This window comes from Tsuneonella sediminis (assembly GCF_051912845.1).
Taxonomy (GTDB): Bacteria; Pseudomonadota; Alphaproteobacteria; order Sphingomonadales; family Sphingomonadaceae; genus Tsuneonella; species Tsuneonella sediminis.
This window is the reverse complement of sequence record NZ_JBNCBU010000004.1, coordinates 16,135-29,683: the sequence shown is the minus strand read 5'-3', so window position 1 is coordinate 29,683 and position 13,549 is coordinate 16,135. Positions and strand designations below refer to the sequence as shown.

The window sequence follows — 13,549 nt, the reverse complement described above, 5'->3', positions numbered from 1 at the left end:
GGATCGGCGAGGGCGCTGTCCTGTATGGGTTCTACCGAATTCAGTAGCCCGCCAGCCGGGCGAAGCGGTCCCTGAGGAACCCGCTCGAACCCCAGCTTGCCTCGAGCACGCGGGCGCGCTTGAGGTAGAAGCCGATGTCGTATTCATCGGTCATGCCGATGCCGCCGTGGAGCTGGATGCCCTCGCGGCTCATCACATGCAGCACGCGGTTGGCTTCGGCCTTGGCGATCGCGGCGGCGCGGGGCACGCCGAACCCGGAATCGAGCGCGTCCAAACCACCCTCGACCGCGCTGCGCATCATCGCCAGATCGCCGAACAGGTCCGCCATCCGGTGTTGCAGCGCCTGGAAGCTGGCGAGCACCTGGTTGAACTGGACGCGCTGCTTCAGGTAATCGAGCGTCACGTCGAATACCTGCTGCGCCATGCCAAGCATCTCTGCCGCAGTCAGGATGCGCGCCCGGTCGAGGACCTTGTCGAGAAGGTCCTCGCCGCCGCCAGCCAGCCTGTCCGCCGCGGCACCGTCGAACGTCACCTGGGCGTGGCTGCGCTGGTCGGTCAGCTTGCGGTCGGACAGCGAAACGCCGTCGCCATTCTCGACGAGGTAGAGCCCGTCCGATGCCGCCACCACGAACAGCGAGGCACCGTGCGCTTCGTGGACGAAGGCCTTGGTGCCCGACAGCTTGCCGCCGTCGACCTTGGCCGAGATCTTGCCATCGTGGCGCGCGGATTCGTCGATGGCGAGCGTGCCGACGACTTCGCCGCTCGCCAGTTTCGGCAGCCACTTCGCCTTCTGCTCGTCGGACCCGCCGATCACGATCGCGCTTGCTGCCAGGGTCGTCGCGACCAAGGGGCTGGCGGTGAGGGTCTTGCCGAGTTCCTCGACCACGAGACCCGCGCTCATCCAGCCGAAATCGCTTCCGCCGTATTCCTCGGGAATGACGATACCGGTCCAGCCCATCTGCGCCATCGTCTGGAACGCCTGCGGGGAATACCCTTCGGCGGGCTTGTCGGCGCGGACCTTGCGGAACGCGGCCACCGGACTCTCGTTGGTCGCCCAGTCGCGCGCCATGTCGCGCAGCATTTCCTGTTCTTCGTTGAGGACAGCCATGTTTCTCGCTCCCTTGTCCTGCCGGCCTTACTGGTGGTCCAGCATGCCGAGCACGCGCTTGGCGATGATGTTGTTCTGGATCTCGGTCGACCCGCCGTAGATCGTCGTCGCCTTGCCGAAGAGCCAGGCGCGCACGCCGGCAAGCTCGGCGTCGGTAAAGCCTTCGCCTTCCCAGCCGAGACCCTGCATGCCCATGATCTCGATCGTCAGCTCTGCGCGTTCCTGGCCGAGCTTGGTGCCGAGCTTCTTCAGCACCGAGCTGATCTCGCTGACCCCGCCGGCGGCCTTGCTTTCCTCGACCGCGCGGCGCGCGGTCAGCAGGAACGACTGCCAGCGGATCTCGAAATCGGCGATCCGGTCGCGCAGGATCGCATCGACGATCCGGCCTTCGCCGTCGGTCTCGAGGTATTTCTTCGCCATGTCGGCAAGGCTCGATCCCATCAGCGAGGCGAGGCCGCCGCCGCCCGACAGGTTGGTCCGCTCATGCTGGAGCAATCGCTTGCCGATCGTCCAGCCCTGGCCTTCCTCGCCGACGAGGTTAGTCTTTGGCACCTTCACGTCGGTGAAGAACGTTTCGCAGAACGGGCTCATGCCGCTGATCATCTGGATCGGGCGCACTTCGACGCCGGGCGAATCCATGTCGATCAGCATGAAGCTGATGCCCTTGTGCTTGTCGCTCCTGTCGGTGCGGACGATCGCGAAGCACTTGTCGGCCCACTGGCCGCCGCTGGTCCAGGTCTTCTGGCCGTTGACGAGGTAGTGATCCCCCTTGTCCTCGGCGAAGGTCTGCAGGTTGGCGAGGTCGGACCCCGCGTTGGGTTCGGAGTAACCCTGGCACCAGCGAATCTCGCCGCGGCAGATCGGCGGGATGTGCTCCTTCTTCTGCTCCTCGCTCCCGTACTCGAGCAGGGTAGGGCCGAACATCATCACCCCCATGCCGCCGATCGGGTTGTAAGCGCCCGCCCTGGCCATTTCCTCCTGGAGGATGCGCGCCTGCTTCTTCGACAGGCCGCCGCCGCCGTATTCCTTCGGCCAGGTGGGCGTGCCCCAGCCGCGGCTGCCCATGGCTTCGCGCCATTTCTTCTGGAGATCGGTCTCCTTGGTCGGGCCTTCCACGCTGGCCAGCGCGTTCCCTTTTCCCTTGAGCTCGGGCGGGAAGTTCCCGGCAAGGAACGCGCGCACTTCTTCGCGAAAGGCCTCGTCGGCGCTCGCTTCCTTCGGTTCGGCCAGGGTCGCCATCATCTTTCTCCTCAGTGGTTCATCGCGCCGGGGCGCCCAGCGGGGCGTCGCGCTGCTGCTGTTCGCGCGCCTCGGCCTCGCGGGCGCGCAGGATTTCCACGTTGCGCTCGTGGCGGGCGCGCGTGATCGGGTAGAACATCAGGATCAGTGCGCCGATCGTCCACAGACCGATCGACGTCGGGATATAGTGGATCAGGAGACTGTCGACCACTGCGGGATCGAGCGTCGCCGGATCGGCCTTTTCCGGAAACGACGATGCGGCGAGCACCTGTCCTGCGGCAAAGATCCCGAGCGCGTTCGAACACTGCTGCATGAAGCTGGACGCGGAAAAGAACGTGCCCGCCGAATGGGTGCCCGTCTCGACCTCGCTGTCCTCCACGACGTCGGCGAGCATCGAGCTGGTGTTGATCAGCGAGATGGCGACCATCGACCCGTAGACCGCGCCGATCAGGAACAGGACCGGGACCAGGAGCGCGTCGCCCGGAACGAAGAACAGGTCGAGATACGAAAGGAGCAGCGGGGTCAGGCCGATCGAGACCCCGAGCACTGCGAAGATCATCGAGCTGGCGCGCTTGCCGAGCCAGTTAGACATGACCGGAGCGAGCGGTGCGGCGAGCGTGGCGGCGACGAAGCTGTCTAGCGTGAGAAGGGCCAACTGGGCCGTATTGAGCTTGAAGAGGTAGGTGCCGAAATAAAGGGTCGTGGCGCTGTAGAGCCCGATCGCCGTGTATTTGAACACGCCGAAGCCGAAGATCGCCAGGAAGCCCCGGTTGCGGAACGCCGCGAACATTTCGCGCAGATGCTGCGATAGCGGCATTCGCGGATCGCCCGCCTGTCCGGCCGCCTGCCGCATATAGGGAATCCGGTTGTGGGTGGAAGCGGCGCACACGACGATCGCCACGAAGATCAGCGCGGCGCCGAGTGAGGCGAAGCCGACGTAGCTTTCCGGGTTGAGCTGGCCTCGCGGGAAGGCCTCGCTCTCGACGAAAATGAACGCCAGGCTGAACGAGGTGAAGCCATAGGCACCGGCATATCCGAACCAGTAGCGCAGCGAAAACAGCCTCGTGCGCTCGGTATAGACCGGAGTAAGTTCCGGATTCATCGCCGCGGCGTTGATCTCGAAGGCGCTGATCGAGGCGCGGGTCGCTGCGGCGAGTCCGAAGATCCACCAGCCCAGCTGGACATGGCTGAGCCCGTCGGGCGGAAACCATGTAAGGAAGAAGAATACAGTCGTCGGCAGCGCGGCCGCGTACATGAACGGGTGCCGCCGACCCCACCGCGACCGGGTGACGTCGGCCCACCGGCCCAGAAACGGGTCGACGACGGCATCGACCAGCAGGGTCATGGCGAGTGCGGTGCCGACGATCGCGGCCGGCACGCCCACTACCTGATTGAAATACAGCATCAGGTAGCTCGAGAACGCGGCCGACTTGATGCCGTTGGCCATCGACCCGGCGCCGTAGCCGATGCGCGTGCCGAGGCCGAGCTTGGGCGCGTCGGGCGGGATCAAGCGACCGCCTCCGCCGCATCGGCGATCTCGCCCACCGGATCGGGGTAAAGCTCCTGCGCAAGAGCCCGGCGGCTGAGCAGCGAGTAGTCCGGAAAGACGGGGTCCTTGACGTCGCGGTACGCCTTGAGGTGCTGCTTCGCCACGGTCACCTTGTGCACCTCGGTCGGACCGTCGGCGATGCCCATGACCATCGCCGCGATCAGCCCGCCGACGAACGGCATCTCGTTCGACACGCCGAGCGAGCCGTGAATGTGGATGCAACGTTTGGCGATGTCGGCGTAAACCTTGGGCATCAGTGCCTTGATCGCGGCGATGTCCTTGCGGACCTTGCGATAGTCGTTGTGCTTGTCGATCGCCCACGCGGTCTTGAGCACGAACAGCTTGAACTGCTCGAGTTCGATGTAGCTGTCGGCAATGTCGAACTGGACGGCCTGGAAATCCGCCAGGGTACCCGTGCGCGTGGTGCGGCTGACCGCGCGGCGGCTCATCCCTTCGAGCAGTTTGCGACAGTTGCCCACCGTGCGCATCGCGTGGTGAACGCGCCCGCCGCCCAGCCGCGTCTGCGAGATGGCGAAGGCCCCGCCGCGCTTTCCGAGCAGGTGGTCGGCGGGGACGCGCACGTCGGTATAGCGGACGTAGCTCTCGCTTCCGTCCGCTTGCCCGTAGACGCCGACGTTACGGACGATCTCGACGCCGGGGGTGTCCACGGGAACGATAAACATGCTCATCCGCTCGTGCCGCGGCGCCTCGGGATCGGTCACCGCCATGACGATCAGGAAGTCGGCCCATTTGCCGTTGGTCGAGAACCACTTCTCGCCGTTAATCTTCCAGTGGTTGCCGTCCTGTGTCGCGCGGGTGACGAAATTCGTCGGGTCCGACCCGCCCTGCGGTTCGGTCATGGAGAACGCGCTGACGATCCGGTTGTCGAGCAGCGGCTGGAGATATTGCTCCTTCTGCTCGGGCGTGCCGTAGTGCGCGATGATCTCGGCGTTGCCGGTGTCGGGCGCCTGGCAACCGAATACGATCGGCGCGAAGGCCGCCCCCCCGATCAGTTCGTTCATGAGACCGAGCTTGACCTGGCCGTACCCCTGTCCGCCCAGGTCCGGGCCGAGGTGACAGGCCCACAGGCCCTTTTCCCTGACCTCCTGCTGCAGCGGGCGCACGAGCGCGTTGCGGCGCGGGTTCTTCACGTCATAGGGATGAATCCCGAGATGGCCGAGCGGCTCGACCTTCTCGTCGATGAATTCGGCCATCCAGTCGAGTTTTGCCTGGAAATCGGGGTCGGTCTCGAAATCCCACGCCATCGGTGTCCCTCCCGCGCGGACGCCTTAACGGGTCTCGCCGATTCGAGCATACCCGTTTTTGGAAAGGCGACAAGACTCAGACGGTGGTCCCGCCGTCCACCACCACCGTCTGCCCGGTCATCCAGCTGGCCGCGGGACTCGAGAGGAAGACCGCCAGGCCGGCGATATCGTCGGGTTCCCCCAGTCGGCCCATCGGCGTGCGCGCGACGGCGGCTTTTTCCGCCTCGGGATTCTCGTAGAGCGCACGAGCGAAATCTGTTCTGACCAGGCCGGGCGCGATGCCGTTGACGCGGATGCCGTGCCTGCCGTTCTCGACCGCGTAGTTGCGCACGAGCTGGATGTCGGCGGCCTTGGAAATGGTGTAGGCGCCAAGCACGGTCGAGCCGCGCAAGCCTCCGATCGAACTGACGACTACGATCGCGCCGTCTTTCTTCGCGCGCATGTCGGGCAGGACCATCTGGATCAGCCAGTGGTTGGACAGGACATTGTTCGCCAGCGTCTTCTCGAACATCCCGTCCTCGATCGTGTCGAGCGACCCGTAATGCGGGTTCGAGGCCGCGTTGCAGACCAGGATGTCGACCGGGCCGAACGCTTCGCGGGTCCGCTCGACAAGTTGCCGGAGGGCGTCCTTCGAAGAGATGCTCGCGGCGATGGCCATCGCCGATCCGTTGCCGCATTCGTCGTTGATCGCCCGGGCCACGTCTTCGCAGGCGTCCTGCTTGCGGCTCGAGATGACGACCCTTGCGCCGCGCCGGGCGAGGTGCTCGGCGATCGACCGGCCTATGCCGCGGGACGAACCGGTTACGACGGCGACTTTGCCGGATAGATCGAACGGATCGGCCATGCTTGTCTCTCCCCTTGCAAGGGAGATACCATGTGTTCGAAAACTTCGCGATGCAAGCGCCGCCTTGGAGCGTCAGGCGGCGACGACTTCCTGTTCGATCTTGCCGAACACCGAATGGCCCCCGGCATCGCGCATCTCGATCGAGACGGTGTCACCCGGCTGCATGAAGCGCGTCTTGGGCTGCCCGCCGGCGATCGTCTCGATCATGCGGATTTCCGCGATGCACGAGTAGCCGGCACCACCCTCGCTGACCGGCTTGCCCGCGCCACCATCGGCGCCCTTGTTGCTGACCGTGCCCGATCCGATGATCGTCCCGGCACACAGGTCGCGGGTCTTCGCCGCGTGTGCGACGAGGTCGGCGAGGGTGAAAGTCGCTTCCTGCGCGGCGTTGGCGCGGCCGAACGGCTCGCCGTTGTAATCGACCATCAGCGGCAGGTGAATGAGGCTGTTCGACCACGCATCACCCAGTTCGTCGGGCGTCACGGCGACTGGAGAGAACGCGCTCGCCGGCTTTGACTGGAAGAATCCGAAACCCTTGGCCAGCTCGTCCGGAATCAGGCCGCGCAGCGATACGTCGTTGACCAGCATCAGCAACTTGATGTGACCCGCGGCTTCCTCGCTCGATACGCCCATCGGGACGTCGTCGACGATGCACGCGATCTCGCCCTCCATGTCGCAGCCCCATGCCGTGTCCTTGAGCGGGATCGGATCGCGGGGGGCGAGGAAGCCGTCGCTGCCGCCCTGGTACATCAGGGGGTCGTGATAGAAGCTCTCGGGCACTTCGGCACCGCGCGCCTTCCGGACGAGTTCGACGTGGTTGATGTAGGCGCTGCCGTCGGCCCACTGGAATGCGCGCGGGAGCGGCGAGGCCGCATCGTGTTCATGGAACCGCTGGCAGGGGACGGCCTGGTGCTCGACATCGCGGTAAAGCGCTTCGAGGTGCGGCGCCACCCGCTCCCAGTCGTCGAGCGCGGCCTGCATCGTGGGCACGATGTTGTCGGCCGCGCAGTAGCGGGTGAGGTCCTTCGATACGACGACGAGCTTGCCGTCGCGGCCGTGCTTGAGGCTGGCGAGTTTCATGGTCGGATCAGCTTTCCTTGGGGGTGTCTGGCTGGTTGTCGGGATGGGCCCGCACAAACGCGGGCAGGGGAAGGCACGCGGCTTCGATCGCAGTCATTCGCGGAAAGTCGGTGAAGTCGAACTCGAACCGGCGCGCGTTGTACATCTGGGGGATCAGGACGACTTCGAAGAGTCCCGGGGCATCGAGGAGGAATTGCCCCGTTCCGATCTGGTCGAGCCGCTGCTCGACAGGAACGAACGTCTTGGCCAGCCAGTGGCGATACCACGCGTCGATCTCTTCCTGCGAATGGCCGAGGGGGTCCTTCAGGTACTTCAGAACCGGCAGGTTGTTGACGGCGTGAATTTCGCTGGCGATGCCGTAGGCGAGCTCGCGTACGGTGAAGCGGTCCTCGACGTCGGGGGGAAGCAGGGGCCGGTCCGCATAGGCCTCGTCCAACCATTCGATGATTGCCAGCGACTGCGCGCGGTCGCGGCCGCCCGCCTCGAGCATCGGTACGCCGGCGAACGGGTTGCGCGCGCGGTAGGCTTCGTCGCGCTGCTCGGACTTGAGCAGGTTGACCGGCTCGATCTGGTAGTCGAGCCCCTTGAGGTTGAGCGCGATGCGCAGCCGGTAGCTGGTCGAACTGCGAAAATAGGCGTGGAGCCGCATGGCCTCTCCCTACGGCCGGTTGCACGCGAAACCAACCCCGCGGATCGGGGGCCGCTGCGTCAGAATGCCGGGATGCCGGTGATCGCGCGGCCGAGGATCAGCGCGTGGACATCGTGGGTGCCCTCGTAGGTGTTGACCGTCTCGAGGTTCACCATGTGACGGATAACCTGGTATTCGCCGCTGATCCCGTTGCCGCCGTGCATGTCACGCGCCTTGCGGGCAATTTCGAGCGCCTTGCCGACATTGTTGCGCTTCACGATCGAGATCATCTCGGGCGCGAACTCGTGCGCGTCCATCAGCCGGCCGACGCGCAAGCTCGCGTGGAGGCCGAGCGCGATCTCGCTCATCATGTCGGCGAGCTTCAGCTGGTACAACTGCTTCGACGCCAGCGGGACGCCGAATTGCTGGCGGTCGAGGCCGTACTGGCGCGCCGCCTCGAGGCAGAATTCCGCCGCGCCCATCGCGCCCCACGAAATGCCGTAGCGCGCGCGGTTGAGGCAGCCGAACGGACCTTTCAGCCCCTGGACCTCGGGCAGCAGCGCGTCGGCGCCGACCTTCACCTCGTCCATCACGATCATGCCGGTGGTGCTGGCACGCAGCGACAGCTTGTTGTCGATCTTGGGCGCGGAAAGCCCGGTCATCCCCTTTTCGAGAACGAAGCCCCGGATCGCGCCGCCGTGCGCCTCGCTCTTCGCCCAGACCACGAACACGTCGGCGAAGGGAGAGTTGCTTATCCAGGTCTTGCTGCCCGACAGCGAATATCCGTCGCCGTCCTTCTTCGCGTAGGTGCGCATCGACCCGGGATCCGACCCGGCGTCCGGTTCGGTCAGGCCGAAGCAGCCGATCAACTCGCCGCTGGCGAGCCCGGGCAGATATTTCCGGCGTTGCTCTTCCGAACCGTAGGCGTGGATCGGGTACATCACGAGGCTGGACTGCACGCTCGCCATCGAGCGGTACCCCGAATCGACCCGTTCGATCTCGCGCGCAATGAGGCCGTAGGACACGTAATTGGCCCCGGCGCCGCCATACTCCTCGGGAACCGTCGCGCCGAGCAGGCCGGCACGGCCCATCAGCGGGAACAGCTCAGGCGCGTCGATTTCATGGGCGAAGGCCTCGATCACGCGCGGCTGGAGTTCGTCCTGCGCAAACGCGTGCGCGGCGTCGCGGATCATGCGCTCCTCTTCACTGAGCTGAGCGTCGAGGGCGAGCGGATCCTGCCAGTCGAAAGATGTCATGCCCGCTGCCTTCGCAGCGACACGCGCGCTACGCAAGCCCGCCCTTCGCGCGGCTTGCCGTCAGGCGGCGGCGAGAGCTTCCTGCATGGTTGCGATAATCCGGTCGGGAGGGCACGGCTTGGCCAGAGCCAGAGCCTTGGGGAACCGCTCCGATACCTCGTCCGGCCCGACGTTGCCGGAGTGAAAGATCACCGGCACGTTCGCTGCCATCAGCTTTTCGGCGAGGGGATATACTTCGCCGTCCTCGAGCTTGATGTCGAGGATCGCAAGGTCGGGCCTGCGCCGGTCGATCGCGTCTATTGCCGATTGCGTCGTGTCGTAGGGCCCTTCGACCTCGAAACCCGCTTCCTCGACCGTATCGCGCAGGTCGAATCCGATGATCAGCTCATCTTCGGCAACAAGAACGCGCTGGGACATGGGCTAACCTCCGCGTGAGATAGAAATCGACGGAGATTAACTTATGCGAAGGTGAAAGGTTCCCCTCTCGACTAGCGGGCACCGAACCGCTGCTGGAACGCGTCGACATCGCCGGCGGCGAGAAGCCTTGCCTGCTCGACCCAGGAATCGCGCCGTATGCGTCCCTGGAACCGGCCCAGCCGGGCGTCGATGCGATCGATGTCGGCATCGCTCCACGCGGCGATCTGCGCGAACCGGGTCACGCCGAGATCGCCGAGCGTGGCGGCGAGCTTGGGTCCCAGTCCCTTGATCCGGGTGAGGTCGTCGCCCTCGGCAGCGGCCATCTGCGCGTCCTCGGCGGCGGTCGCTACCGCCACGCCTGCGCCTCCCACTGCCGCGGGCGTCGCGGGCGGAATGGGTGCGGCCGACCCCGTCGCCGCTGGCGCGGCATCGATCAGCGCCTCGTTTCGCGCGGCGCGCGCCGCGCCCTCGTCGAGCGTGTCGCGGCGGTCGACAGCCACCCGGGTGCGGCGCGTCGCCATCAGGACCCACCACAGCACGGCCAGCGCGATCACCGCGCCGATCACGATCAATGGCCAGTTGGCGGAAACGAATTCGTTCATGAGCGGAGATCCTTCGTGTTGGGAGTTGCGGAGGATTCGGGCGGGTGTTCGAGGTTGCGGCGGAACAGCACGCGGTCCTCGGGTCCAAAGCCGTAACGCCAGATTACCGCGCCGTAGGCGAGCAGTATCGCGGGAATTCCGAACGCGAGCTCGGCCCACTCCGGGAGGCGCACCGCGACCCAACCCACGAGAATCGCGGGCGCTGCGGCCCAGACCAGCGCCCAGCGCCAGTTGTTGATCCGTTCACCGAGGATGCCTGACAGAAGGCGGGACTTGACGATCGAAGCGGTGCCCAGCGCGAGCATCAGGGCGGCCGCGGCCGCCGCCGCCTTGTAGTTCTCGCCAAGACCCAGCCGATCGATCGCGATCATCGCGGCAACCGTGAGCAAACCCTGAAGCGCGATCGTGGCGACCGAGATGACGAGGTTCCTGACCCGCGCAACGTAGATCAACGCTGCCTCCGACACGACGGCGGTCGCGGCGACAACTTCGGCCGCCAGCAGGAACGCGAGAGCGCCGGTACCCCCGACGAAATTGGGGCCCACAAGACCCATCACGGCTTCGCCGGGAATGCCGAGCGCGAGGGCGATACCCGCCTGCGCGGCGACGATCCAGAATCCGACCTGGCACACCTGCCGTGCGATGGCGGGGTAGTTCTTGTCCTTGAGGTTGCGGGTGATGACCGGGCCGAGGATCGGCTCGAAACTGGTCTTGAGCTTCTGCGGCAACGAGGCGACCTGCTGGGCGACGTAATACACGCCCACCGCGCTTGGCACGGCGAACAGGCCGAGGATGAAGATGTCGAGCCGCCGCGTGCCCCACTCGATCGCGTCAGCGGTCGCCAGCGGCATCGCGCGTACGGTCAGGCGGCTCATCGTCCCGAGGTCGGGACGCCAATGCCGGGGCAGCCCATAGGTCCTGAGGAACGACCAAAGGCCTGTTGCCAGACCCGCGTAGATCGACGCGAGATAGGCCATCGAAAGGCCCGATTCGGGAATGATGAAATAGAACGCCAACGCCGATAGCGAGAGGGTCCACGGCAACACGATCGAGCGCGCGCGCACCGTGGTCCCGATGTCGAAGCGATAGGCCTGCGCCGCCAGTACGATCTCGGTCAGCGCGTAGCCGGGGATCGCCAGCACGATGAGAAGGTCGAGGTCGGTGTACTGCCCGCTCGGGAACATCGGCGCCGGCACGAGCCAGAAGAACGCCGCCGCAGCCAGCCCCGCAAGGACGGCGACGATCATACCGTCGAACACGACGTTGGCGGGATGGACGTCAGGCGCGTCGGTCAGTCGCTGCGCTAGGCCACGCTTCTCGCCCATCGAGCACACGAGGCCGATGATCTCGACCACGACCAGCGCCGAGGCGTAGCGTCCCAGCGCTGCCGCACCGTATAGGCGGCCGGCGATGAACAGGAATGGCAGCATCCCTGCGAGGCGAATGAGGAAGCCCAGGAAGTTCGTCCGGCCGCCCTTGGCGAGCGCGGCAATGTCGCCCTGGTCGGACCGCGGAGCTGCGGGGTTCACGCGTCGCTTTCCGCGGCAAGCGGGCGGGCAAGCAGTTCGGCGACGATCTCGCGCGCCGGAGCGCCGTGCAGAAGGCGATAGACGGCGGTGACGATGGGCATCGCGACGCCGTGCCGCGCGGCGAGTTCGGTCAGGATGGGGGCGGTGTGTGCCCCCTCGGCCACGGTGCGCCGGTCGGCCATCAGCGCCGCCGGGTCGCCGCCTTCACCCAAAGCCTTGCCGAGGCTGAAGTTGCGGCTCGAGGTCGAGGTGCAGGTGAGCACGAGGTCGCCAAGCCCGCACAGGCCCGCCAGCGTATCGCGCTCGGCGCCCAGCGCTTCGCCGAAACGCATCATCTCGGCATAGCCTCGGGCGATCAGCGCGGCGCGGGCGTTCTGGCCGAGCCGGAGTCCGTCGACCACCCCGCAGGCGATCGCCAGCACATTCTTGACCGCTCCGCCGATTTCCGCGCCAGTGACGTCGTCGGAATAGTATGGACGAAAGGCTGGCCGCGCGATCGCTTCCGAAAGGCGGTCCCATTGCGCCTCGCCCCCGCCGCAGGCGAGCGTCACGGCGGTCGGCAGGCCGTCGGCAACCTCGTGCGCGAACGTCGGTCCGGACAGCACCGCGATCTCGGACGCCGGCGCGGCCTCGCGCGCTACATGGTTCATCAGACGTCCGGTCCCCGCCTCGATCCCCTTGGAGCAGAGCACGAGGTCGCGCGGATGGGCCGGCATGGCTCCGAGCACCGCCGCCATGTGCTGGGCGGGGGTCACGACGAGAAGGCCATCGAGCGGCGCCATGTCGGCAAGGTCGCCCGTCGCGCGGATCGAGGGCGCGAGCTTCGCAGAGGGCAGGAACAGGCTGTTGGAGCGCGCCGTATTTATCTCTTCGACCAGTTCGGCCTCGCGAGCCCAAAGCAGGACCTCGCGGCCGTCCGAGGCAAGCATCTGGGCAAGCGCAGTGCCCCACGCACCGGCTCCCAGCACGCCGAGCCTCATGCCTTCACTCCCGCGCCGCGCACCGGCTCGGCTGACGGGTCGAGCGGCCAGCGAGGCCGGGCCGCGACGTCGAGCGGATCGGCGGCCATGCCGACCGCGAGCCGCTCGTGGCCTGCCCAGGCGATCATCGCCGCGTTGTCGGTGCACAGCGAGGGCGGCGGCGCCGAGAAGGCGAGCGAACGGCCGGCCGCCACGGTTTCGAGCGCCGCGCGGACGGACGCATTGGCGGCGACCCCGCCCGCGACGACGAGCGAGCCGACCGGCTCGATCCCGTCGAGCGCCCGCTCCAGGCGATCGACGATGCAGTCGATCGCGGCCTGCTGGAAACTCGCCGCGATGTCCGCCGGCGCGTATCGGCCGCTCTCGTGCGCGCGCACGACCGCGCTCTTGAGCCCGGCGAAGCTGAAATGCGGCTCGGCGCTGCCGAAGAGGGGGCGTGGCAGCGGAACGGCGGCCGCGTCACCGTTGTGAGCAAGCCGTTCGACCGCCGGCCCCCCGGGAAAGCCGAGACCGAGGATCTTGGCGGTCTTGTCGAACGCTTCCCCAAGCGCGTCGTCGATGGTCGTCGCGAGCCGCCGATAGCGGCCTACGCCGTCGATACGCAGGATCTGGCAATGTCCGCCCGAGACGAGCAGAAGCGCGTAGGGAAACTCGAGCGCCGGATCGGCCAGCCGCGGCGAAAGCGCGTGCCCTTCGAGGTGGTTGATCGCGAGCAGAGGGACATCGGCGGCCATCGCCAGAGCCTTTGCGCTGACGAGGCCCACCATGACTCCGCCGATGAGGCCGGGGCCGGCGGTGGCGGCCACGGCATCCAGGTCCGACAGCGCGACGCCCGCGTCGCCGAGTACCGCGGCAATCATCGGGGCAAGGCGTTCGACGTGCGCGCGCGCGGCGATTTCGGGCACCACACCGCCAAAGGGCGCGTGCGCTTCGTCCTGGCTGGCAATGCGCTGCGCAAGGATCGTGCGATCGCCGGCGACGAGCGCGGCCGCGGTTTCGTCGCAGCTTGATTCAATGCCCAGGACCACGCCCATCGCGCTTTCCCTTAGGCA

General features: G+C 66.6%; 13 protein-coding genes. All 13 read right to left on the bottom strand.

Annotated elements, in window-relative coordinates; translation table 11 throughout:
* Nucleotides 1-40: 40 nt before the first annotated feature.
* The gene (locus ACPV3N_RS13065) at nt 41-1,108 is read right to left on the bottom strand and encodes an acyl-CoA dehydrogenase family protein (RefSeq protein ID WP_440118484.1); all 1,068 of its coding nucleotides are present in this window, start codon (nt 1,106-1,108) and stop codon (nt 41-43) included.
* Between the two features lie 27 nt (nt 1,109-1,135).
* A complete protein-coding gene (locus tag ACPV3N_RS13060; RefSeq protein WP_440118482.1) occupies nt 1,136-2,347 on the bottom strand; it encodes an acyl-CoA dehydrogenase family protein in 1,212 nt (403 codons plus the stop codon).
* Nucleotides 2,348-2,366: 19 nt separating this feature from the next.
* Nucleotides 2,367-3,857, bottom strand: a complete 1,491-nt coding sequence (locus tag ACPV3N_RS13055; protein WP_440118480.1) for an MFS transporter — start codon at nt 3,855-3,857, stop codon at nt 2,367-2,369.
* Entirely contained in the window at nt 3,854-5,161 is a 1,308-nt protein-coding gene (locus tag ACPV3N_RS13050) for an acyl-CoA dehydrogenase family protein (RefSeq protein WP_440118478.1), read from the bottom strand. The genes ACPV3N_RS13055 and ACPV3N_RS13050 overlap by 4 nt, the downstream gene beginning before the upstream one ends.
* Nucleotides 5,162-5,237: 76 nt before the next feature.
* Nucleotides 5,238-6,005 (bottom strand): SDR family NAD(P)-dependent oxidoreductase, encoded by a 768-nt coding sequence (locus ACPV3N_RS13045; RefSeq protein ID WP_440118476.1) that lies wholly within the window; start codon nt 6,003-6,005, stop codon nt 5,238-5,240.
* Between the two features lie 72 nt (nt 6,006-6,077).
* On the bottom strand, nt 6,078-7,085 hold the full coding sequence (locus tag ACPV3N_RS13040) for a fumarylacetoacetate hydrolase family protein (protein WP_440118474.1): 1,008 nt from the start codon (nt 7,083-7,085) through the stop codon (nt 6,078-6,080).
* A 7-nt stretch (nt 7,086-7,092) separates the two neighbouring features.
* Nucleotides 7,093-7,734, bottom strand: coding sequence for a maleylacetoacetate isomerase (gene maiA / locus ACPV3N_RS13035; protein WP_440118472.1), 642 nt, complete (start codon nt 7,732-7,734; stop codon nt 7,093-7,095).
* A gap of 59 nt (nt 7,735-7,793) precedes the next feature.
* Nucleotides 7,794-8,969, bottom strand: a complete 1,176-nt coding sequence (locus ACPV3N_RS13030; protein WP_440118470.1) for an acyl-CoA dehydrogenase — start codon at nt 8,967-8,969, stop codon at nt 7,794-7,796.
* A 60-nt stretch (nt 8,970-9,029) separates the two neighbouring features.
* Nucleotides 9,030-9,386, bottom strand: a complete 357-nt coding sequence (locus tag ACPV3N_RS13025) for a response regulator (RefSeq protein WP_440118468.1) — start codon at nt 9,384-9,386, stop codon at nt 9,030-9,032.
* A 71-nt stretch (nt 9,387-9,457) separates the two neighbouring features.
* Complete coding sequence (locus ACPV3N_RS13020) at nt 9,458-9,988, bottom strand: helix-hairpin-helix domain-containing protein (RefSeq protein WP_440118466.1); 531 nt, start codon at nt 9,986-9,988, stop codon at nt 9,458-9,460.
* Nucleotides 9,985-11,517: a lipopolysaccharide biosynthesis protein gene (locus tag ACPV3N_RS13015; protein ID WP_440118464.1), complete on the bottom strand. Its 1,533-nt coding sequence runs from the start codon at nt 11,515-11,517 to the stop codon at nt 9,985-9,987. The genes ACPV3N_RS13020 and ACPV3N_RS13015 overlap by 4 nt, the downstream gene beginning before the upstream one ends.
* Nucleotides 11,514-12,497 carry an NAD(P)H-dependent glycerol-3-phosphate dehydrogenase gene (locus ACPV3N_RS13010; protein ID WP_440118462.1) on the bottom strand — a complete coding sequence of 328 codons (984 nt, stop codon included), beginning with the start codon at nt 12,495-12,497 and terminating at the stop codon, nt 11,514-11,516. Before ACPV3N_RS13010 ends, ACPV3N_RS13015 begins: the two co-directional genes overlap by 4 nt.
* A complete protein-coding gene (gene tsaD / locus ACPV3N_RS13005; RefSeq protein ID WP_440118460.1) occupies nt 12,494-13,531 on the bottom strand; it encodes a tRNA (adenosine(37)-N6)-threonylcarbamoyltransferase complex transferase subunit TsaD in 1,038 nt (345 codons plus the stop codon). The genes ACPV3N_RS13010 and tsaD overlap by 4 nt, the downstream gene beginning before the upstream one ends.
* Nucleotides 13,532-13,549: the final 18 nt, after the last annotated feature.